Source organism: Corynebacterium sp. H113, from assembly GCF_037572315.1.
In the GTDB taxonomy this organism is placed as follows: domain Bacteria; phylum Actinomycetota; class Actinomycetes; order Mycobacteriales; family Mycobacteriaceae; genus Corynebacterium.
In genome coordinates, this window is sequence record NZ_JBBHKZ010000002.1 from 695,654 (window position 1) to 718,396 (window position 22,743).

Annotated in this window: 16 protein-coding genes; 10 read left to right on the forward strand and 6 right to left on the reverse strand. The window is 55.0% G+C overall.

Annotated elements, in window-relative coordinates:
- Nucleotides 1-47: 47 nt before the first annotated feature.
- The gene (gene gatB / locus WG938_RS04345; RefSeq protein WP_339977923.1) at nt 48-1,556 is read left to right on the forward strand and encodes an Asp-tRNA(Asn)/Glu-tRNA(Gln) amidotransferase subunit GatB; all 1,509 of its coding nucleotides are present in this window, start codon (nt 48-50) and stop codon (nt 1,554-1,556) included.
- 121 nt (nt 1,557-1,677) lie between these two features.
- Here gatB and WG938_RS04350 read toward each other — a convergent pair whose 3' ends face one another.
- Nucleotides 1,678-2,763, reverse strand: coding sequence for a glucose dehydrogenase (locus WG938_RS04350; protein WP_339977925.1), 1,086 nt, complete (start codon nt 2,761-2,763; stop codon nt 1,678-1,680).
- Nucleotides 2,764-2,888: 125 nt separating this feature from the next.
- Here WG938_RS04350 and WG938_RS04355 point away from each other — a divergent pair, with 125 nt between their 5' ends.
- From WG938_RS04355 to galE, 5 genes are all read left to right on the forward strand, one after another.
- Nucleotides 2,889-4,328 carry a DoxX family protein gene (locus WG938_RS04355; RefSeq protein WP_339977927.1) on the forward strand — a complete coding sequence of 480 codons (1,440 nt, stop codon included), beginning with the start codon at nt 2,889-2,891 and terminating at the stop codon, nt 4,326-4,328.
- Nucleotides 4,329-4,604: 276 nt separating this feature from the next.
- Nucleotides 4,605-5,369 carry a hypothetical protein gene (locus WG938_RS04360; RefSeq protein ID WP_339977929.1) on the forward strand — a complete coding sequence of 255 codons (765 nt, stop codon included), beginning with the start codon at nt 4,605-4,607 and terminating at the stop codon, nt 5,367-5,369.
- A gap of 455 nt (nt 5,370-5,824) precedes the next feature.
- Complete coding sequence (locus WG938_RS04365; RefSeq protein WP_339977931.1) at nt 5,825-6,796, forward strand: UDP-glucuronic acid decarboxylase family protein; 972 nt, start codon at nt 5,825-5,827, stop codon at nt 6,794-6,796.
- Between the two features lie 9 nt (nt 6,797-6,805).
- Nucleotides 6,806-8,599, forward strand: a complete 1,794-nt coding sequence (locus WG938_RS04370; RefSeq protein ID WP_339977933.1) for a glycosyltransferase family 2 protein — start codon at nt 6,806-6,808, stop codon at nt 8,597-8,599.
- 40 nt (nt 8,600-8,639) lie between these two features.
- Nucleotides 8,640-9,674, forward strand: a complete 1,035-nt coding sequence (galE, locus tag WG938_RS04375; protein ID WP_339977935.1) for a UDP-glucose 4-epimerase GalE — start codon at nt 8,640-8,642, stop codon at nt 9,672-9,674.
- Here the strand turns inward: galE and WG938_RS04380 are convergent.
- The 5 genes from WG938_RS04380 to WG938_RS04400 form a co-directional block, all read right to left on the reverse strand.
- Entirely contained in the window at nt 9,638-11,236 is a 1,599-nt protein-coding gene (locus tag WG938_RS04380; protein WP_339977937.1) for a right-handed parallel beta-helix repeat-containing protein, read from the reverse strand. The genes galE and WG938_RS04380 overlap by 37 nt on opposite strands.
- The gene (locus tag WG938_RS04385) at nt 11,236-12,204 is read right to left on the reverse strand and encodes a right-handed parallel beta-helix repeat-containing protein (RefSeq protein ID WP_339977938.1); all 969 of its coding nucleotides are present in this window, start codon (nt 12,202-12,204) and stop codon (nt 11,236-11,238) included. The genes WG938_RS04380 and WG938_RS04385 overlap by 1 nt, the downstream gene beginning before the upstream one ends.
- 283 nt (nt 12,205-12,487) lie before the next feature.
- A complete protein-coding gene (gene ilvD, locus WG938_RS04390) occupies nt 12,488-14,332 on the reverse strand; it encodes a dihydroxy-acid dehydratase (RefSeq protein ID WP_339977940.1) in 1,845 nt (614 codons plus the stop codon).
- Nucleotides 14,333-14,497: 165 nt separating this feature from the next.
- A complete protein-coding gene (locus tag WG938_RS04395) occupies nt 14,498-15,058 on the reverse strand; it encodes a PH domain-containing protein (RefSeq protein ID WP_339977942.1) in 561 nt (186 codons plus the stop codon).
- A gap of 94 nt (nt 15,059-15,152) precedes the next feature.
- On the reverse strand, nt 15,153-16,991 hold the full coding sequence (locus tag WG938_RS04400; RefSeq protein WP_339977944.1) for a mechanosensitive ion channel family protein: 1,839 nt from the start codon (nt 16,989-16,991) through the stop codon (nt 15,153-15,155).
- Between the two features lie 185 nt (nt 16,992-17,176).
- Here WG938_RS04400 and WG938_RS04405 point away from each other — a divergent pair, with 185 nt between their 5' ends.
- The 4 genes from WG938_RS04405 (at nt 17,177) to WG938_RS04420 (ending at nt 22,594) form a co-directional block, all read left to right on the forward strand.
- Nucleotides 17,177-19,084, forward strand: a complete 1,908-nt coding sequence (locus WG938_RS04405) for an acetolactate synthase large subunit (RefSeq protein ID WP_339977946.1) — start codon at nt 17,177-17,179, stop codon at nt 19,082-19,084.
- 33 nt (nt 19,085-19,117) lie between these two features.
- On the forward strand, nt 19,118-19,627 hold the full coding sequence (ilvN, locus tag WG938_RS04410) for an acetolactate synthase small subunit (RefSeq protein ID WP_339977948.1): 510 nt from the start codon (nt 19,118-19,120) through the stop codon (nt 19,625-19,627).
- A 65-nt stretch (nt 19,628-19,692) separates the two neighbouring features.
- Nucleotides 19,693-20,709 (forward strand): ketol-acid reductoisomerase, encoded by a 1,017-nt coding sequence (gene ilvC / locus WG938_RS04415; protein ID WP_339977949.1) that lies wholly within the window; start codon nt 19,693-19,695, stop codon nt 20,707-20,709.
- Nucleotides 20,710-20,905: 196 nt separating this feature from the next.
- The gene (locus WG938_RS04420) at nt 20,906-22,594 is read left to right on the forward strand and encodes a hypothetical protein (protein ID WP_339977950.1); all 1,689 of its coding nucleotides are present in this window, start codon (nt 20,906-20,908) and stop codon (nt 22,592-22,594) included.
- Nucleotides 22,595-22,743 lie beyond the last annotated feature (149 nt).

Sequence of the window (22,743 nt, forward strand, 5' to 3'; positions counted from 1 at the left end):
AGGGTCTCATGGGTACTGGTGGCGTGTGACTAGTAACATGTGATTCCATGACCGCCGCTTACGCTGATGACCTGATGGACTTTGATGAAGTCCTGGAACGCTTCGATCCTGTTATGGGTATGGAAGTGCACGTTGAGCTCGCTACGAACACCAAGATGTTTTCGGCGTCCTCGGCAAACTTCGGTGCCGATCCGAATAGCAATGTAGACCCAGTGAGCCTGGGGCTACCTGGCGCACTGCCAGTTGTTAACCGCAAGGGTATTGAATGGGCAATCAAAATTGGTCTTGCCCTGAACTGCAAAATTGCAGAGTCTTCGCGTTTTGCGCGCAAGAATTACTTCTACCCAGATCAGCCGAAGAACTACCAGATTTCTCAGTATGACGAGCCCATTGCATACGACGGCTACCTGGATGTCGTTTTGGACGACGGCACTGAGTGGCGCGTTGAAATTGAACGCGCACACATGGAAGAAGACACCGCGAAGTTGACTCACCTGGGTGGCACCTCGGGACGTATTCATGGTGCAACTCGATCCCTGGTGGACTGCAACCGTGCAGGCGTGCCATTGATTGAGATCGTGACGAAGCCAATCGAGGGCGCAGGGGAGCGCGCTCCAGAAGTAGCCCGTGCATATGTCTCCGCGCTGCGTGAACTGGTGAAGGCCCTTGGGGTGTCGGATGCTCGCATGGACCAGGGTTCGATGCGCTGTGACTCCAACCTTTCTCTTCGCCCAAAGGGGCAGACTGAGTTCGGTACCCGCACGGAAACCAAGAACATCAACTCGGTGAAGTCTGTTGAGCAGGCTGTTCGCTATGAGATGCAGCGTCAAGCGGCGGTGCTGACTGCTGGTGGTTCGATCCGTCAGGAAACCCGCCACTATCAGGAGACTGATGGTTCGACGACAGCTGGTCGTATCAAGGAGACCGCGGAAGATTACCGCTACTTCAACGACCCAGATCTGCCACCAGTATTGGCACCACGTGAGTGGGTCGAAGAAATTCGCGCGACACTTCCTGAACTGCCATGGATACGCCGTGCTCGCATCCAGGAAGAGTGGAAGCTCTCCGATGCTGAGATGCGTGACCTGGTCAACGCAGGTGCTATGGATCTCATCGTCGAAACCGTCGAGGCCGGCACTACTCCAGACGAAGCTCGTGCATGGTGGGTTTCGTACCTAGCACAGCAGGCAAACAAGCGTGAGGTGGAACTTGATGCCCTGGAGATCACTCCGGCACAGGTCGCGCGTGTGGTCGAGCTGATCAACGAAGGCAAGCTGACGAACAAGCTGGCCCGTAAGGCTGTTGACGGTGTTCTTGATGGCGAGGGCGATGTTGACGACGTCGTCAAGGCTCGTGGTCTTGAAGTAATGCAGGACGACGGAGCTATTGAAAAGGCTGTCGACGAGGCCCTGGCTGCAAACCCAGACATCGTGGAGAAGTACAAGGCCGGCAATAAGAAGGTCACCGGCGCGATTGTTGGTGCAGTCATGAAGGCAACTCGTGGCAAGGCTGACCCAGCGCAGGTCAACAAGCTGATTGCTCAGAAGCTGAAGTAGTCAGCAATCAAACAACCAGGGCACCACGCTCATTAGTGACCGTGGTGCTCTCTTATTTTTGGCGAAGGCACTAGGTGGTGCGGGGCAAGGCGGTGCGGGGCACGTGCTGAAGTCCCACGCACTAATCTGGCGATCCACCACCGCCGGCACCGGCCGGCAGACGGATAACTCGGTCGTCGTTTTCGCCACCAGGAATGGTTCCCGGGTCAATCGCGCGCTCGGGTGACTTATTCGACGTGGCTCCCCAGATTTCGACGCCTTGTCCGCTTACCACGCCTGCTACAGAGGTGATATGACCGAAGTCGCCGTCGACAAGAACTTCCGGTGAACCTTCGACAACCCAATGCGGATCCAGCGGATGATTGTCGCTGCCGATTTTGATGGAAACCACCCGCTGGGCATCGGGGACAGCGACGATGACGCTATCGCCGACGATGGCGCAACCGCCGATCGAATTGTCCAGGTCAACGCCACCCACCGGAGTCAGATAGCCAGCTGACCATTCCACCAGCATGGGCACACCATCGAGAATTGCCGTGCCCAACTGTGGCAATCCGGTCGCGCCATTGCCGTGACAGAACGTCTTGAAGTCAATGCCTGGATCGCCGATAAGCAGCTTCTGCAAGCCCTCGTCAGAGTCCATGAAAATGCTCAAAATCCCAGGTTCGTTGAAATCCGACAGCTCCCTTACATCGACGTGACCGCCGGGCATCAACGTCAGACGCGCAACCGTCGAATCTTCGCGCAGCATGTACACCTGGCCGTCTTCCTCCACAGTGGGAGAGGCAAGGAACTGACGCACAGGTGCCCGATTGTGCGTGACGACGGTTGGCGCTAGGCCAGGAACGACCAGCCACACATCACCGTCCGCAGTTGCTGCTAAACCACGACCGATGCCCGCGTGACTGAGGGCGGTAGTTTCTGGCAGACATGCGGCAATGACGACATCGTCAAGTGAGCACGGAGGACGAGGACCACGCGGAGAATGCGTAGGAGCGGCGGACTTGGGGAGCTCTGGGCTGTCCATCTTGGGCATCTTGATGCCGGTAGGTTCGCCAGCGCGCTCGGTAAATGCTGCCTGCAGGTCAGGGGAATTATCCATGCAACCAGTCAGAGTCACGGAGACTGGCACAACAACAGCAGCAACGCAACCAACTACGCGACCGAACTGGGTACGAATGCGAGTGCTGAGCCGTGGACTGGACATGATGTTCAAGGATAGGTCATTGCGCGGATTTTGAAGCAGTGACGAAGACACGTGCTGGTGAAACTTTTCGACACACTCGGCGTGCGCACACGAAAACCCACGGTAAACAACCTAGGCTGGGCATTGTGAACGACGAAGAGAAGAACCCGAATACCCAGAACATCGAGAATGTAGATGACGGGCTCGACGACGATCTTGACGTCCCGACCTACCGCAAACTCGCTGACGACTCCGCTGACGCTGCTGACAACACCTCCGCGGGAAACGCCGTGGCGGGCACCCGCGATGTCGAACCGAACAATGCCGAAACAGAGATTCTCGCTGCTGACAATGCGCCAGCCGGCTCTGCATCAGCAGTAAGCACAGACGACTTGCCGAATAGCGCAGACACGAACCCGCGTATGGAAGCAGTGACTGCATTGGATGCGGAAGATCTCGTTGACGCAGGGCTCGATGATTCGTCGACTGCTGCATCTGCTACCGCTGCTTCTGGCGGTGCTGCTTCTGGCGGTGCTGCGGCGTCGGATGAGACTCAGATGCTTGATAAGCATGACGCAACTTCGAAGAGCGACTCTGAAAAGGCTCGTCGCGGAGATCCTTACCGTGCTGCGGGTAGGGCAGCACCGCAGGTCATTGCGCCGTTGGCAGCGGCTAAGAATTATCGAGAAGCAGATGCGGATTTCGCCGACTCCACCGCTGCGGATGATCTTGAGGCAACTCAGGTGGCTCCTGCAGCTGGGTCGCATGATGGTGATGACGCGCCAACGGAGATGTACGACGCCTCCGATAATTCACGTGTCGACGGCGACGATAACGCAACCTCCGTCATGTCAGGAGCACTCGCTGCTGGTGCAGCCGGTGCAGGAGCAACGGCAGTAGGTGCCAGTGCACTCGGCGACCGAGATGGCGATGACACGCGCGACCTCGATCGCGACCGTGACCGTGATCGTGACCTCAATCGTGATCTTGACACGGATCGCGATATGACTCGGGCGCACGACGATGCAGACTTCTACGACGAAGTGGAACCAGAAACCCGTCGCGGAACCATCGACTTCGGTTTACTTATACTGCGTCTTGGTGTCGGTGGCCTGCTGTTGTTCCATGGCTTGGCTACGTTCTTCGGCCTCGGCGAGGGAGCGGGCATTGGTTCGCTTGAAAGTGAATTCACCGCACAGAACTTCAACTTCGCGGGAGTTTTGGCAACTGCAATCCCAACCATCCAGATCATCGCTGGTGGTTTGTTGATTCTTGGTCTCGCAACGCCACTGGGCGCGTCCCTCGCACTTGCGTTGTCAATCTTCCTGACGATGTTCGAGTCTGCACGGTCCGGTGCCGGACTTGCTGCACTTGGCGACGACACCGCAGGTATTCAGGGCCAATTGATGCTCACCATCGCTGCTCTGGCTTTGCAGTTCACAGGCCCGGGTCGGATTGGCTTGGACTTCAGCCGTGGTTGGGCGAAGAGACCATTGGTAAGTTCCTGGATCTTCTGCGTAGTGGCTATCGCCGCTGCAGTCGCTGCTTGGTACTTCACAACGGGTTCGATTCCGTTCATGAGCTAACCAGAAAGCGAAATAGTGCTGGTGGCTTGAGCCGACCGCAATGGACCTTCCTAGGAAGGTCCATTTTTTATGCACCACTTCTAACAGGCCACGGCGCTCGGCCACCCGTAGATTTCCATGCCATTCACGTTGGGTCTTCTTCCTCGGGACGGAGTGAATGGAATGGAAATCCACGGGGACAGGCTCGCCCGGGAGTCGCTCACACGGGGGAGTCCGAAATGATGCGGCAAGTGGTACTCGGGTGTTAACCCTCAAGTTTAAGTTTATAGTTAGAGAATGCTTAAACTTCGTCGCTTTCCTCGGGTAGTTACGTCAAGTGTTGTTGCCTCGGCTGTTGTTGCAACGTCGTTGACCTTCGCAGCGCCAGCTGCACAAGCCATCCCACAGCCACCCGTCAACTCCATCGGAAATATGCAGTCGCCGGAGCGAACCCAGATTTCTGTCGCGCTCCCATTTGGTCTTCGATTCGGCACTGCAAACCAACATGATTCGCGGCCAGGATTGTCCATGGTGAAGTTGTACATCGGACAGTACGTCGTAAAGCATGGTGAACCTGGCGACATTGCCAAAGTCAGTCCGATGATTGCTTCGTCTGACGACAACATTGCGACGCAGCTGTATCAGAAGTATCCGAATGCAATTCAGTGGGCGAAGGACACATATGGATTGCACGACACTCATTCCGCTTCACACTGGGGAAATGCTTCGACGTCGACGTATGACATCGTGACGTTTATTGAAGCGGTTCGGGTGTCCGATCCCGTTGGTCCGGTGATGAACGGAATGCGCGGAAAGACTGCTGTTGCAGCCGATGGCTACCCACAGGACTACGGAACGGCAACACTGCCAGTTGTGACTGGTTCCAAGCTTGGCTGGTCGGATGATCGAAATTCGTTCCATGCTTCGGCATCGTTTGGTCCGGGCTTTTCTGTAGCCGCTGCTACGAATGGTTCGAAGGAGCAGCACAACCAGGATGTGCATGGAGCGATTTACGGACCAGCTGCGGGGACCCTGAATTCTCCAGCGCTGCCAGGCTTCTAACCGGGGACTGGGTGCGGGGTCTGACTATCGCGAGTTGATGCGATCAGTGCTGCTTGACCCCCATTTGAGGTCAGTCAAAGAGTGATCTCTGTCATGCAGCTCGGTTACTTCGATTCGAAGTTGATAAGCAACCATCTTTCTAAATAGCAGTTTTTCCATATCGGAAAATGGCTTCTTTCCGTTACGGAATAATTGTAAATGCATCGAGTTAACTAAAAATCTTCGCGTTTTCTTCCTTTATAGGTTGTGGGTAGTGATGGACATAGTCCTAATATCCCTTGGTTCGCATTTAAGTCAATTTCCTTGAGGCTGAGAATTTGCTTGGTGGGTACTTAAATGCTTTTGCGTGACTGTCCGGGAGTTACTAATCTTTACGGGGGTTAATAGCTATTCCCCTCGGACTGGATTCGCGATAACCGCGGAGCGACGGTCGGGGATTGAGCACGGAGGAATACGTGAGAACTCGGTACTTAGTCACAGGTGGCAGTGGATTCATCGGATCGCACTTGTGTGATCGATTGCTGGCCGACCAGAACACCGAGCTTGTTGTCTGTATGGACAATCTCGATACGGGGCACCTCGACAATATTGAGAACGCTTTGCAGGATCCGCGGTTCCATTTCATTGAAGCCGATGTTCGGAACGAGTTCGAGATTCCATTCGACATTGACGCGGTTTTTCATTTGGCAAGTCCGGCATCGCCTCCTGGGTATATGCAGGATCCGGTCGGCACATTGCTCACGGGTGGCGTCGGCACATACAATGCAGCGCTTTTCGCCAAAAAGAATAACGCTCGCATCGTGTACTCATCTACTAGCGAGGTGTATGGCGATCCCAAGGAACATCCGCAGAGAGAAACCTACTGGGGAAATGTGAATCCCAATGGGCCACGTTCGTGTTATGACGAGGGCAAGCGATTTGGTGAAGCTATGCTCTTCGCTTTCGCAAAGAACGAGGGGCTGAACATCGGGGTCATTCGTATTTTCAATACGTATGGTCCACGTATGCATCCGTCGGACGGCCGGATCATTTCGACATTTGCCGACCAAGCTTTGAGTGACGCTCCCTTGACCATTTACGGCGATGGTTCTCAGACTCGAAGCTTCTGCTACGTCGACGATCTCGTCGAAGGCTTCGTCGCCATGATGCAGTCAGATGTCACTGGGCCTGTTAATTTGGGCAACCCGATCGAAAAATCAGTTCTGGAAATTGCAGAAATCATCCGAGCCGAAACTGGTTCGTTGTCTGAAATTACGTACCACCCACTTCCTGCTGATGACCCTACTCGTCGTCGCCCAGACATTTCTCAGGCAAAGGCAGTCTTGGACTGGTCACCACAGGTGTCTTTGAAAGAAGGCTTGCGACGTTGTCTCGACTGGCATGTCGAGCGTCGCAAGAAGGCTGCTGTAGTTCCAGCTGACGCGTAGGTTGGGGCAGTGTCATTGAAGAAGGGTGAGGCTCAACCTCTGACCACCGTTGATGCTCCAGGAATCATCGACTTCCCAGCCGACGGTCCTGTCTATCGTGACAATAAGGTCAGGCCTGCAGTCGCTCCGTCTTCTCTCTTTATTCCAGCAATGACGGGTTGGCAGCGTTTCCAGGTTGGAATCATGTCAGCGCTGTGGGTTGCCGGCGCCGTGATCTTCATGCTGTGGTGGGCAAATCCTAGCCACATTATTGGTCCAGTTCGATTCGCTTTCAACACCCTGCTGCTGAGCTATCTCATTCTGATGCCAGCAATTTTCGTCTGGCGCGTTCATAAGATCTGCAAGGTATCGCCTGATGTGTCCGTCCCAGTTTTGCGGACAGCGTTCGTCGTCACGCGCGCGCCGAGCGAAGAATGGCACGTCGTAGAAACCACCCTCCGCGCGATGCTGAACCAGAAGATACCGATCGCATATGACGTCTGGCTTTGCGACGAAAGGCCAACGAGCGCTATCCGTCGCTGGTGTGCGAATAATGGAGTGCTGCTGTGTAGCCGGGACGGGGTAACGGAGTATCACCAAGAAGTGTGGCCACGTCGGACACGGTGCAAAGAAGGAAATCTGGCCTATTTTTATGACACCGTGGGATACCAAAAATACGATGTTGTCGCTCAGCTCGACTGCGATCATGTGCCGTCGCCGACGTACCTCGCGCACATGCTAAAACCGTTTTCCTGCGACGAAGTCGGCTTCGTAGCCGCGCCAAGTATCTGTGATTCCAATGCGGAAGAGTCATGGGCAGCTAGGGGCCGGTTACATATGGAATCAGTTTTCCACGGCCCGTTCCAAGCGTCGCACAACGGCGGAATGCTCCCAATCAGCATTGGTTCTCACTATGCGGTACGCACAAGCGCGTTAAGAAGAGCTGGCGGAATTGGGCCAGAATTGGCAGAAGACTTTTCGACGTCGTACCTCATCTATCAGGCTGGATATGATGGCGCGTTCGCCATTGATGCAGAGGCGCACGGCTTAGGTCCTACGACCTGTGCTGCGATGTTGACCCAAGAGTTTCAATGGACACGTAGTTTGACCGTGCTGGCTTTGGGCCTCGTGCGCAGAACTGTGCGTCGAGTCCCGGCGAAGACGCAGGCACGGTTGACTTTCGGTGTGACATTCAACGCTGTTTTTGGCGCGATGGCACTCATCGGCACGTTGTTGGCTCCTGCATCGGTGGTTTTTGACTTCCCATGGGCTTCAATCAATTTCCTCGAGTTTCTGGTCTTCTTGAACTTGCTGTCGCTGCCGTTGGTAGCGATGGTGGGCTTGCTGCGGGGGGCAGGATTATTGCGTCCCGTTGATTCCAAGATCATCAGTTGGGAGCTCGTGCTATATCAGATCGTGCGGTGGCCATTTCTCGTTCACGGAACAATCGCGGGTGCGCGGCAGGTGCTGACGGGGAAGAAGACTGAGTTTCGGGTGACTCCCAAAGCAATGACGGGGGTTGAACCTTTTGCTTTCAACCAATTGATTCCGCTGTTGCTTGTCATCTATGTCCAGCTCATTCCTGGTATTTGGGGATTGGTTGCAGACCGGTCCATTGGTTACGCCGGATTATGCCTGCTCGGTGCCGTGTTGTATGCCGTGGCCGCGTTCAGCATGCCGATCCTTCATGCAGCAGAACTAGAAGGTGTGGAATCTGACGTTGGGCCTCGAGCACAAGCCGTTGCGGGGCCAGCAATTGTTGCTGGTTTCACCCTGGCTCTGTGTGTCGCAGCAATTGTTTGGTATAGCATCGTAGTCTTTTAAGAACTGGGTTTTCCAGAATCTACAAACGAAGGATCCGTACATGTCTGACCAAAAGCAGGGCCTCACCGTATTCGTTACCGGTGGAGCTGGCTTTATCGGAAGCCACGTCGTTGTCAGTCTCATCGAAGCCGGCCATACCCCGGTTGTTTTCGATGACTTCACAAACAGCAATCCAGCTGTCTTCGACAAAATTGCCGAGCTCACCGGCACAACCGTCGAGTGGATCGAAGGTGACATCACGAATGCGGAACAGCTCACAAAGGCTCTTTCGACCCATGAATTCGATGCAGTCATGCACTTTGCCGGACGCAAGGCCGTGGGCGAGTCCTGCGATGAGCCTGAGCTGTACATGGATGTGAACATCGGTGGAACTGCAACACTGTTGGCAGCGATGCGAGATACCAACGTGAAGAAGATTATTTTCTCGTCTTCATGCTCCGTGTACGGAATTGCAGAGAGCGAGCCACTGACTGAGAAGTCAGCAACTGCGCCGACGAATCCGTACTCGTGGTCAAAGTTGACATGTGAAGGAATGCTGGAAAACGTCGCGAACTTCCGCGATGGTTTCGCCGCAGTGTCACTGCGCTACTTCAACCCGATTGGTGCCCACCCGTCTGGTTTGATCGGTGAGGATGGTCGGGCTGATTCTCCGAACATCATGCCGCGACTGCTCGAAGTAGCAACTGGCGAGCGCGACAAGATCACCGTGTTTGGTAAGGACTACGACACTCGTGACGGTAGCTGCATTCGCGACTACCTTCATGTGGTGGACATCGCTGATGCTCATGTTCAGGCGCTTGCGCTTCTCGACGAACCCGGCCATGACATCATCAATCTTGGCACTGGTGTGGGAACGACTGTTTTCGAACTCATCAATGAGCTATCTGCCGCTTCGGGCAATGACGTCACGTACGAAGTCGGCGACCGTCGTCCAGGCGATGTGCCCGCGTTGGTTGCTGATGCCCGCTATGCAGAAGAGGTCTTGGGCTGGGTACCTAAGTACGATGTTTCTGAAATGTGCAGGGATGCATGGCGCTTCTACACTGAAGGTCGCACTGCACCAACGAACGGCTGATCTCCTACCTTCTGGCCCGCAAGGTCAGTAGCAGTTGCATCGAACTCGTCTCCGCACACCGCGGCAGGCGAGTTTTGTGTCAGTGCTTGAGCACCAGGATCAAAATGCAGGTCAGTGACCTTTGCTGACGCACCCTTGGCTGGGGCAATCGATTCGAACGACCCAGTATCTGTTGGAGAAGCAGACCACCATTCTGGGAACGTCGTAAAGCTAGTGCCTATGGATTCCACCGCATTCGTGGAGTCTCCAGTGAAATAGGCGTTGCCACAGAAACGGGCTCCGGTGGGATTATTGAGTTCGCTGAGCTTGACGACGGGGCCAGGCGCGGTCATTTCGAAGTAGTTGCGGAATATTCGTGCGTTGGAAACATCTGCGGCGATCGAAATTGACTGCCCTGAGGTAGAAGGACTGGAAATGATTGAATTGTTGGTTACCAGCAGGTCATTAATTTCAGATAGTGGTCCGCCATCGTTCAGTCCGCCTCGGATACTAATTTGCCCATGGTAATTGCCCCAGCGAGTGTCATTAATGCTGGCGTTGAATCGGACGATGTTTCGCGATGACTTTTGCCCGTCGTTGGCGAAAATGAGGTATCCAGGACCCATATTGTCCTTGGAGACATTACGTTCGAGAATCGAATTAGTGACCCCGAGATCTAAGCCGAAGCCACCGCCGTCCGCTTCCTTAGTTTTGTTGTCTCTCGAAATATTGTCGCGAATCGCGATGTTATTGGAGCGGTACGCCCACATTCCAATAGGGCCTTCAGTTGCACTCGAATAGGCGCCGTTATTTTCGGCCAAGGATCGTTGAATAACACCACCGTCAACATTGCCTAAAACAATTCCACTGCCAGAATTTGCTTCGGCTGTTGCATCACCAGTTGTGCCGGTGACTTGGACGCCGTCGATAAGTACGTTCTTGTGCGAGAAATGCGGGGAGTCGGGAACAGCGTTATGAAAAAGAATGCCCTGCATTCTGTTATCGGATAGCACCGAATTTCTAATGGTGACATCCGTGAAGCCAGCTTCTCCGTCGCCGGAAACAAGAATGCCATGCTTCAACTTGCTCACTCGGACGTCGTCGATGCGAATGTCCTCGTTAGGTACATCGGTACGCTCGGCTTTGATCCATATGCCCTCAGAGTCTGTGGGGTTGGTGGGGTTCGCTTTGATGTCGATATTGCTAATGGAAATATGGGAAGAATCCTGAATAGCGATGCCGGCTTTACCAGGGGCAACAGTGATGGAAGCACGCTCGTCTTCGCCAGAAGTGACCACAATGGGATCTTCTTTGGTGCCCTTCAACTCGGAGAGGTTAAGCATGCCGTCGATGCCTTGACCCAGCAGGACAATTTTGGTGCCCGGGCGAATCTTTTCCCGTGGGACATCTGACAGCGATGATAGCGCTGCTTTGGGGGAGGACCCATCGCCGTGGGCAGAGCCCTCAGCTGAGACGAACAAGGTAAGTGGGCTGTAGTACTGCTTGAAGACATAATTTCCAGCAGCGAAGAGTGCAGCGATAATTGCCCCAGCAATGGCAATACGGAGAATACTGCTGCGCACTATCGTGGCACCTCCGAGTAGTAGTCCGGCTCAATTGGGTGGAGTCCAGAGTTGTGACGAGTAGTAATTGTATTGGTATTACGAGCTATTCGAATCGGCGACCTGCCAGACTGATTCGAAATCCAATTGTTAGAAATGTCTACATCGTTGATGTATGGAGAAACTGTAATCTCACCATGCCAGTGTGTCCTATTGCAATTGTTGATCAGCCGATTGCCTTGGATCCGATGAGAGCAATGTTTCTCAGTAGGTGATGCATTCCAGAGCATGACACCAGCTCCGTCGTTGCCATATGCGATGCAGTCAGCAATTTCGGCATTGGTGACACCAATATCAAGATCGAATCCAGTGCCGTCAGCGGGACCGCTTGTGCGATTACCAATACTCACACAATGGCGAATGGAGACGGCATCCGAATAGTACGTCCACATTCCACAGGGTCCTTCGGAAGCAGAGCAAAGAAAGCCGTTTCCTGATGCAGTACATCGTTCGATAATCAAGTTCTGGCATTGACCCGCAACGATCCCTGACCCTGAATTTCGATTAGTCCATTCTGGAATGCCCGATGTGGAAACCACGGAAGTGTCAGCTATAAGAACATCGTGGTTGACATATGTCAATGTCCCATCCCCGTAGATGAGAATTCCATCTCGTAAGCAATCCTGGACATGGCAATTAGTGATGCACACACCGGTGAGTGCCTTTTCACAAGCGCCCCCAACGGCAATTCCGACATGCGCACTAGAAACCCGCAAATAACGAAGTTCGATGCCTGCTGTTCCGGTTAGATCTGACCACACTGACACTGCGTCTGATTGCCGTGAGCCAATGATAGTGAGATTCACCACCGCAATATGCGAGGAATTTGCGATATCAATCCCACGAGATCCGTCCGGCGCAATAATCACCGCTGGCTGGGGGAGATGCGACGAGGTTACGTCGTCAAGTTCGATCGTGGCGGAGCTCACCGTAATCGGTGCACCAGGTTCCCCGGAATGGCGAATGCGTAGGGTTCCACTATGAGTTGCGCCCGGCTCGAGAAATACAAAATCCCCTGGGCACAGCTCATGATGGGTGACACGGTCAAGAGTGCGCCAAGGGGATCTCACGCTGCCGTCCGAGCTGTCATTACCACTGGTTGGTGATACAAAATATTCAGTCACGAACGGCAGATCCTGTCATTACGCAAAACGGTTAATCTGATTTGTATTTTACAAATTATCCCATTCAACGGACAGGTACACGTGGGGGCTAATCAATAACTCGCACCGCACCCTTATCTGCGGACGAAGCCATCTTGGCATACGCGCGCAAAGCCTTCGAAACCTTGCGAGGACGTTCCTGATGAGGAGTGAACGGCTTATCCCGCTTCAGTTCTTCCTGACGGCGCTGCGCCAATTCTTCATCGCTGACCTGAATCTCGAGTCGTCGTTCAGCGACATCGATGTAGACCGGATCGCCATCGCGGACGAGACCGATCGCTCCGCCGGCGGCAGCTTCAGGGGAGACGTGGCCGATAGAGAGTCCGGAGGAGCCACCGGAGAAGCGACCATCGGTGACCAGCGCGCAGACCTTACCCAAGCCAGCGCCCTTAATGAACGCGGTTGGGTGCAGCATCTCCTGCATTCCCGGGCCACCCGAAGGGCCTTCGTACAGAACAAATAGAACCTCGCCTGGCTGCAGCGTCTTGTTCAGGATGACGGAAACCGCTTCCTCCTGGCTTTCGACGACTCGCGCAGTACCTTCAAAGTGGAACTGGTCTTCGCTGATGCCGGCGGTCTTTAAGATTGCGCCGTCCTGGGCGATGTTTCCGCGAAGCACGCACAAGCCACCTTCCTTGGTGTACGCATGCTCGACGCTTCGGATACAGCCGTTTTCTGCGTCAGTGTCCAGGGATTCCCAGCGGTTCGACGTCGAGAATGGCTCGGTAGTGCGAACTCCGCCAGGAGCTGCATGGAACAATTCGATTGCTTCGTCGGTGGCCTTGCCCCCGCGGATGTCCCAGTCGTTGAGTTGCTGCTCAAGTGAAGGGGAGTGGACAGAGTGAACGTCCGTCTCCAGCAGTCCACCACGGTAAAGCTCACCGAGGATTGCTGGGATACCACCAGCACGATGGACATGCTCCATGTAGTAGTCCGAGTTTGGTGCAACCTTGGACAAGCATGGAACGCGGCGCGAAATCTCGTCGATGTCAGCGAGATCGAAGTCGATTTCGCCTTCCTGAGCTGCTGCGAGAATGTGCAGCACGGTATTGGTGGAACCGCCCATGGCGACGTCCAGCGTCATGGCGTTGACGAAGGCATTTCGGGAAGCAACGTTACGAGGAAGAACAGATTCATCGCCGTCCTTGTAGTAACGCTTCGCGATGTCGACGATGAGCTCACCCGCGCGAGTGAACAGGTCTCGACGAGCTTCCTGGGTAGCCAGCGTCGAACCATTGCCCGGTAGGGACAGGCCGAGTGCCTCGGTCAGGCAGTTCATCGAGTTAGCGGTGAACATGCCGGAGCATGATCCGCAGGTTGGGCACGCAGAGCGCTCGATATCGAGCAACTGCTTGTCATCGATGTTGTCATTTGCTGATGCCGAAATTGCAGAAATCAGGTCAGAGCCGGGCTTTACGACGCCGTCAATAACCACTGATGATCCGGATTCCATCGGCCCGCCAGACACGAACACCACTGGGATGTTCAAGCGCAATGCGGCGTTGAGCATGCCTGGGGTGATCTTGTCGCAGTTGGAGATGCAGACCAGTGCATCTGCGGTGTGCGCGTTAACCATGTATTCGACCGAGTCAGCGATAATTTCGCGACTTGGCAAGGAATACAGCATGCCGTCGTGTCCCATGGCGATGCCATCATCTACAGCGATGGTGTTGAACTCACGAGGAACGCCACCAGCTTCGACGATTGCTTCGGCGACGATGTCACCGACATTCTTCAGATGTACATGGCCTGGAACGAACTGTGTGTAGGAGTTGGCAATAGCGATGATTGGCTTGCCAAAGTCACTGTCAGTCATACCCGTTGCACGCCACAGTGAACGTGCGCCTGCGGCGTTGCGGCCTGCGGTAGTGACCTTTGAACGAAGAGGGATCATGGGCTGGCCCGTTCCTAACTAATGGGGGACTACAGACGAATCTGTATTCATCTTTACACCCTCCATCATAAACACGAAAACACCGCCAAGTCCCATCGGGTGATACTTGAGTTTCACATAATGAGATATGGCGGTGTTATTGCTGACTGCTAGAGCCGGCGATGCTTAATTCTTTTCCTCGCGCGCGGCCTGTACATCGTTGTCTTTGCGAGCCTGCGCTTCAATCTCGTCGCGAGTCTTCAGAACCGAATAGCCGTTGCGGTCAAAGACTTCGACTTTCTCGTTTTCGGCAACGCGACCCGGAGTAACGGGGTCGGGGATCAAGCCACGGGTGGCCTTGTTTAGATCCGGGAGAGAGTTGAACGAGATTGCCGGCAGTGGGAAGCGACGCTCTCTTGCGCCGTCCTTACCGCCGTCGACAGCAAGCGCACGGCCAGACTTGTCGAATAGGATGCCTCGAAAGTTGTCCCACGACACCGACTTGCGACCTTGCAACAGATAAACAGCGGTGATCCCGCGAGGGCCAACGGTAGTGCGAACCCGCATGATCCACACCGCATAAATCAGTGGAGCAATCAGTGTGAAGACGAACCAGGGGCTGAAGCCCATGGCGATGGCACACAAGACCAGCATGAACGCCACAATGAAGAAGTGAGTCTTGTTCGGGCGAAAGCGAGTGGTCTCGATATTCTTGCGGGCCGAAGCTGTCGGCTGGTCAGTGCTCATGTGTGCTCATTCTAATCAGACTGCGAATCGGGCTATGCACCGACTCGCGCTCGTTCCGGGGAACTGGCAATTGCCTTGTGCTGACTTACGCACCCTATGGAGAGGTGCTATCAGGAGCTGCTTGCCCGTTGTTGTCGACGGCACCTTGATCGGTTGCGCCACCGTCAGTAGTCGTTGGGGCATCAAACTGCGGTGCGTCTGGCGCGTCATTTGTTGCTCCGGCATCACCGCCGGAGGTGCTGCCAGTGCCTCCTGCAGTGCCGTCGCTACCCGCTGAGCCTCCGGTGCCAAACCTTTGGTTGGTCTCGTTTGTCCCACCTGAGTCTGGATTGTTGGTGTCACCCGCGGTGCCTTCATTGCCGGTGTTATCTTCCGGCTGTTCAACCGCGGTGGTTGGCTTCTCGGGTGTCTTCTTTTCTGCATCGTCAGGCTTGGACGTTGGTTCGGTCGCATCCGTTGGAGTTTCCTCTTCGCCAACGCTGAATCGACTTGGAGCGAGCCAGCCATTCGGACCGTCCTCAGTTTCGACCGTTGCCAAGTTGAGAAGGCCAAGGATAAACAGCGAAATCAGGAGAACCACCGTGGATGGCCGTGCGCGACCACCTGCAGAGAGAACTCGACGAATTTTTTGGCGGCGGGTTAGCTCGCCCCATGACTTTCGCGCGTCGACAGGATCTTCCTTTATCGTCGAGCCATTGTCAGTGTCGTTTGCTAGGTTGGCGTCTCCAGTGCCACCCGAACCCTTGCTCTCGTCCCGCTGGGAATCGGACTTCTTCGACTTGGCATGCTTTGCAGCGTGATACTCCTGGTCGAGTCGGGCACCGGCACTTGGGATATCAGGACGCGCGCCATCCGAGTCAACATTCAGGACAGCGGTATTTTGTTCCTCGGTGTTCCAATCATCGGGCTTTACGACGGGACTTGCGTAACCAGGCATGACCTCAGTTTTCGCGTGAGCCGCGAGGGCATCTCGTGCAGCGTCCTGATTTGCGGACTCTGTCTCTGCGACGCTTCCGACACGAAGCTTTTCAAGCATGCTGGTATCCCGGTAATGACCGGTGATGGATTCAGCAGGGGATAGTGGATTGCCTTCGGCGCGCTGACCGTAGTCGTCCCACCAGGTGTCGATGACTGCCGCGCGGACAGCGCGCTCGATGAGCCACTGGTCGCCTGGTTCGCAATCGACGACGAGTCGCATCGTCACTGTCCACGGCAACCCCATTGCGGTAGGTGGGTTGATCTCCGTGGAAGATTGCAACTTGATTTCCGACAGCACATGCTTCTTGATGCTTGGTACGGAAATTGCTTCTTCTGCTGATGTCAAAGTGCGTTCTTCAAGATCCTTGATAGAACCACCGGCGGTCATTGGTACAGGTACTTCCACCACCGCGCGGGACCAGCGCGAAGAATAGTTCACACACATGCGGGCATCACTATTTGGAATAATGACTTCCTCGCCTTTCATGGTGCGGATCGTCGTCGCGCGCAACGTCATGTTGACGACATCACCCTGAACCGTGCCGGATGGGGAGTGGAATTCGACCCAGTCGCCAATTCCGTATTGCTTTTCCGCAATGATGAAGATGCCGCCTAGGAAGTCGCCGATGAGGCCTTGGGCGCCAAAACCGATAGCTGCGGAAATAACAGTCGCAGGAATCGCCGCCGCAGTGAGCGAGATTCCTACTTGTCCGAGGATCGCCAAAATGATGATGAAGTAGGCGATGATTTCGACGGTGTAGACAACGGCACCGATGAGGGCGCGTCGCCCCTTGTTCTCTTCCTGATCCGCTTCCATATTCGATGTTGCGATGGCAAGAACGAATCGGCGGATACGTGGAATGAGGACGATGAGAACAAGGAGGGAAGCAATGGATAGGCCATGCGTTGCTATCCACGACCATATTCGGATAAGTAGGTACTGCAGAAATTCCATGCCCCAACCGTAAAGACCGAGGCTGAGAATTTTGTAAAACGCGATGAAGATAGTCTTGATGTCGGAGTGTGGGGTAGGTCGCAAAAAGACACGCTGTCCAACCCTGTGAGATTGACTTCTCACTATGTGGACGTTACTGTGTTGTATATCGCTAGAGTCCATCCAGAGTCAGGAGCGCAGCCACGATGAATGCCGCCCCACCGAACAGCCCGTCGCCTGCTACTTTTGCAGCCCAGGCCCGTCGTTCCACCCCGGAGCGCATGACTGGCGCAAAAGCTATCGTACGTTCCCTCGAGGAGCTAGGTACCGAAACTGTATTCGGCATCCCAGGTGGTGCAATTTTGCCCCTGTATGACCCGCTGTTTGACTCGGAGAAGCTCCGTCACGTGCTCGTTCGACACGAGCAGGGTGCTGGTCACGCAGCTACTGGCTATGCGCAGGTTTCCGGCAAGGTTGGTGTCTGCATCGCAACTTCCGGCCCAGGTGCCACCAACTTGGTGACTCCACTGGCAGATGCACAGATGGACTCCGTTCCAGTCGTTGCTATCACTGGTCAGGTTGGTATGCCACTGCTTGGCACGGATGCCTTCCAGGAAGCGGATATTCGCGGTGTCACCATGCCGATCACGAAGCACAACTTCATGGTCACCAAGGCTGAAGATATTCCGCGCGCCATCGCGGAAGCGTTCCACCTTGCGTCGACAGGACGCCCAGGTGCAGTCCTCGTCGATGTGCCGAAGGACCTGCAGAATGCCGAGATTGACTTTGTGTGGCCACCAGAGGTGAATCTTCCTGGTTACCGTCCTGTCACGACTCCTCACAATCGCCAAATTGAGGAAGCTGTCCGCATGATTTCGGCGGCAAAGCGTCCAGTCTTGTACATCGGTGGCGGTGTTATTAAGGCTGATGCACACGCTGAGCTGCTGGCATTTGCTGAACTGACCGGAGTTCCAGTTGTCACCACGTTGATGGCCCGCGGTGCTTTCCCTGATAGCCATCGTCTCCACATGGGTATGCCAGGCATGCATGGTTCTGTGTCCGCGGTTGGAGCGATGCAGAAGTCTGATCTGCTCATTACTATTGGCGCGCGTTTCGACGATCGCGTGACGGGTCAGCTCGATACATTCGCTCCTGAAGCCAAGGTTATTCACGCTGACATTGACCCAGCGGAGATTGGCAAGATCCGGGAAACTCATGTGCCAATCGTGGGCGATGCTCGTGAGGTGTTGGCTGCGCTGCTGTCGGCATACAGGTCGATGAATTTGCCTGCGCCGGATGTTGCCAAGTGGTTCGCGGAGCTCGACGGGCTGCGTAGTGACTTCCCGTTGGGTTGGGATGATCAAGCTGACGGTTCGCTGTCTCCTCAGTTCGTGCTGAAGACCTTGTCGGATGTCGTCGGTCCAGATGCCATTTACTGTGCTGGCGTTGGTCAGCACCAGATGTGGGCTGCGCAGTTCATCAAGTACGAGAAAGCTCGTACCTGGTTGAACTCCGGCGGTCTGGGCACGATGGGGTACTCCGTTCCAGCTGCAATGGGCGCCAAGGCTGGCGCTCCTGATAAGGAAGTGTGGGCCATCGATGGTGATGGCTGCTTCCAGATGACTAATCAGGAGCTCACCACCGCGGCTGTCGAAGGTTTCCCAATCAAGGTCGCACTGATCAACAACGGCAACCTGGGTATGGTTCGCCAGTGGCAGACGTTGTTCTACGACGAGCGTTACTCCAACACCCAGCTCCGTCCGAAGGACGAGTACGTACCCGACTTCGTCAAGCTGTCGGAAGGACTAGGTTGCGTTGCTATTCGCGTCACTAAGGAAGAGGAAGTTATCCCAGCGATCCAGAAGGCTCGCGAGATTAACGACCGACCGGTAGTCATCGACTTCATCGTCGGCGAGGATGCTCAGGTGTGGCCAATGGTTGCTGCCGGCAAGTCGAACGACGAGATTGAGTCTGCTCGTGGACTCCGTCCGCTTTTCGACGATGACATGTCGGCAGGGGAATCTCCAGCCGATATTCACGAGACGATGGTTGAGAACGCAGATGATGCCGCTCTCAAGCCTGAAGCTAACCACCCGACCATGAACGCCCGCTAACGGGTATCGACGAAGAGGAAAGTGAAGCACATCATGGCCGAACTGCACACTCTGTCCGTGCTGACTCTCGACGAGCCGGGCATTCTGGTCCGCATTGCGGGTATGTTTACCCGCCGCGGCTTCAACATTCAGTCCATTACCTCGGGCATCACTGAGGTAGAAGGAGTCAACCGCATCACCCTCGTGGTTGAAACTGAGAACCTGCCAATTGAACAGATCACGAAGCAGCTCAACAAGCTGATTCCAGTTCTGAAGGTTGTCCGTCAGCCAGAAGAGACTCTCGTGTCTCGCGGTTTGCTGATGGTGAAGGTGAGCTGTGACAACAACAACCGCCCACAGGTGGTTGACGCGGCAAAGCTGTTCCGCGCTCGTGTTGTCGACGTTTCCCAAGAATCTGTTGTCATTGAAGCAACAGGCGAGCGTTCCAAGCTGCGTGCCCTACTTGACGTTCTCGAGCCTTTTGGCATCCGCGAGCTGATTCAGTCGGGAACGGTAGCAATGGCACGCGGTCCTAAGCCGATGCTTCAGTCTCGCGCTGGCTAGACTGTCAACGTAAAAGACAACAATCCATCTTTTTTTAAACTCCACTACGAAAGAGGCTTTCCAACATGGCCATTGAACTGCTGTACGACGACAACGCTGATCTGTCCATCATCCAGGGCCGTAAGGTTGCCATCCTTGGCTACGGCTCCCAGGGACACGCTCACGCGCAGAACCTGCGTGACTCGGGCGTCGAGGTTGTCATCGGCCTGCGTGAAGGCTCCAAGTCCGCTGCGAAGGCACAGGAAGCTGGCTTCGAGGTCAAGTCCAACGCTGATGCGGCTGCTTGGGCAGACGTTGTCATGATGCTGGTTCCAGACACCACTCAGGCGAAGGTTTACACCGAGGACATCGCTCCAAATATGAAGGACGGCGACGCACTGTTCTTCGGCCACGGTCTGAACATCCACTTTGACCTGATCAAGCCAGCTGAGGGCATCACCGTCGGTATGGTTGCACCAAAGGGTCCAGGCCACCTGGTTCGCCGTCAGTTCGTTGACGGCAAGGGCGTTCCTTGCCTCATCGCAATCGACCAGGACCCACAGGGCAATGGTAAGGAACTGGCTCTGTCGTACGCTTCCGCAATCGGCGGTGGCCGCGCTGGTGTTATCCCAACCACCTTCGAAGCTGAGACCGTTACCGACCTGTTCGGTGAGCAGGCTGTTCTGTGTGGCGGTACTGAAGAACTGGTCAAGGTTGGCTTCGAGGTTCTCGTTGAGGCTGGCTACGAACCAGAGATGGCGTACTTCGAGTGCCTGCACGAGCTGAAGCTGATCGTCGACCTCATGTTCGAGGGTGGCATCGAGAACATGAACTACTCGGTTTCCGATACCGCTGAGTTCGGTGGCTACGTTTCCGGTCCACGCGTTATCGACGCTGACACCAAGAAGCGCATGAAGGACATCCTGACCGATATTCAGGATGGCACCTTCACCAAGCGCCTGGTTGCCAACGTTGAAGGTGGCAACAAGGAACTCGAGGGCCTGCGCGCTGAGTACAACAACCACCAGATCGAAGAGACCGGCAAGAAGCTCCGCGATCTCATGAGCTGGGTCAAGGTTGACGCACGCGCAGAAACTGCGTAAGTCCTCGGAAGCAGTTTTTAGCTGCTAATTGACGCCGAAAGCCTCACTTCGAAAATTTTTCGATAGTGAGGCTTTTTCATGCCCAGGCTCACAAATACCGTTAATGAAGTCGGTTACTGTTGAGTCACGTTAAATCGTCTTACCTCTTTATTCATTTCAATATCGTCTTCGTGCCGTCATCTTTTGGAGGATTCTCGTGCAGCTTTTCCGCTCGCAGCGATACTCATCGGTAGACCAGGATTCTGGTGTCGCCGTCGCAGCCACTCAGCCTGAACAACAATCCCAGCGTTTCGGTGTTCTTGTGGCACTGCTGGCAGTCGCTGCGCTCGCCGCAAGTTTGTTGACTGCCTGTGGCTCCGACAGTGATTCCGCTAAGGGATCTGATCTCCCAGAAGAACCAATTGCTGTGTCCTCTGACGTTTCGGCATCAACCGAGTTGTTGGAATCTGCATCCTCTGCAGTTGTTTCTTCGCCTGACGACGAAAACCAACGCCGTGCAGCTGCCGTTGCGATTGCAGCACAAGCGCCGATGTTCGTCGTGAAGAAGGGGGAGAAGGCACAGCAGGACGTCGAAGCGGAGCTGAAGCGCCTAGGTGTGAAGAACGTTTTTACGTCGGGTGAGGTGGCACTCGCGGATGCTGATGGGCGTACGGTCGTGAAGGACCCAGGTACGATCGACGGGCTGAAGAAGATCGTCGATGTCGAATTCGCGGAGGCTAAGAACTCGGCTAAAGGGTCGGTAGAGGCTGCTCGTGAAGTAGCGGAGATGGATCCAGAGAAGCCAACTGTGCCGAAGGGCTCAGGCAAGTCAGCTGGCGAAGGTAAAGCTGAGGGATCGTTCCCGCGCAGTGAGGCGAAGGCAAACGACGATGCAATTGCGTTCGCTGATCCAAAGTCGCCACTGGGTGCAATTGCAACTGCTCGTGCCGCAGGTTTGCCAGTGAAGTGGCTGCCAATTGGAGATGCGCGCGCGACGAAGGATTCAATTCAGGCGGCTCGCGATGGCAAGAAGCTGGTGGGTCTTGGGGAAGGCTTTGGTGACGCAAAGAAGTTTGCAAAGTCTGTAGAGCTTGCTCGTGACGAGTCGATTGAACAGCTTCCTGGTGGTGGCACCTTGCTGTTCCCAGGTCGACACATGGTTGCTACCTACGGTCACCCAGGTGTGGCTCCACTCGGTGTAATGGGTGAGGAAGACCCTGAGGGAGCGGTGAAGACTGCGCAGGAGTACGTCGATAAGTACCAAAATCTGACTGATGACAAGGTGATTCCAGCGTTTGAGATCATTGCGTCGGTGGCCCAGGGCGCTCCGGGACCACGGGGTGATTTCACGGAGCCAGCGCCTGTGGAGGTGTTGGAACCGTATGTTGATGCGATGACGGAAGCGGGCGGATACGTCATTATTGACCTGCAGCCGGGTAGCGCAGATTTCGTGGAGCAGGCAAAGCTTTACGAGCCTTTGCTGAAGCGTCCAAACGTTGGTCTTGCGTTGGATTCTGAGTGGAAGATGCAGCCGGGAGAACTGCCAGGCAGTCGTGTCGGCAATGTCGAGATTGAGGAAGTCAACCGCGTGGTTGATTGGTTGGCTGATCTGACCGAGAAGAACAACCTGCCGCAGAAAATGCTGATGCTGCATCAGTTCCAGCTGCAGATGATTCGCGACCGTGAGAAGTTGGATCTGTCTCGTCCAGAGCTGTCGGTGGTATTGCATGCGGATGGCCACGGAACTCCGCAGGAGAAGTTCGAGACGTGGGATGTTCTGCGTCAGGATTTGCAGCCGGAGATTTTCATGGCGTGGAAGAACTTCATCGACGAAGACATGCCAATGTTCACTCCAGAACAAACGATGGACATTGAGCCTCGACCTTGGGTAGTGACCTACCAGTAGCTCTCACACAGGTTGAAAAGTGTGGCGGGGGACACCCTAGGGGTCTAAAACTGGGATAGAGCACCGTGTGTGCGTTGGACTCTATACCCCCGTAGGTCACCCCTAGGGGATATGATGGGACAGTCGCACGCCACGAGGATCGGCGTGGG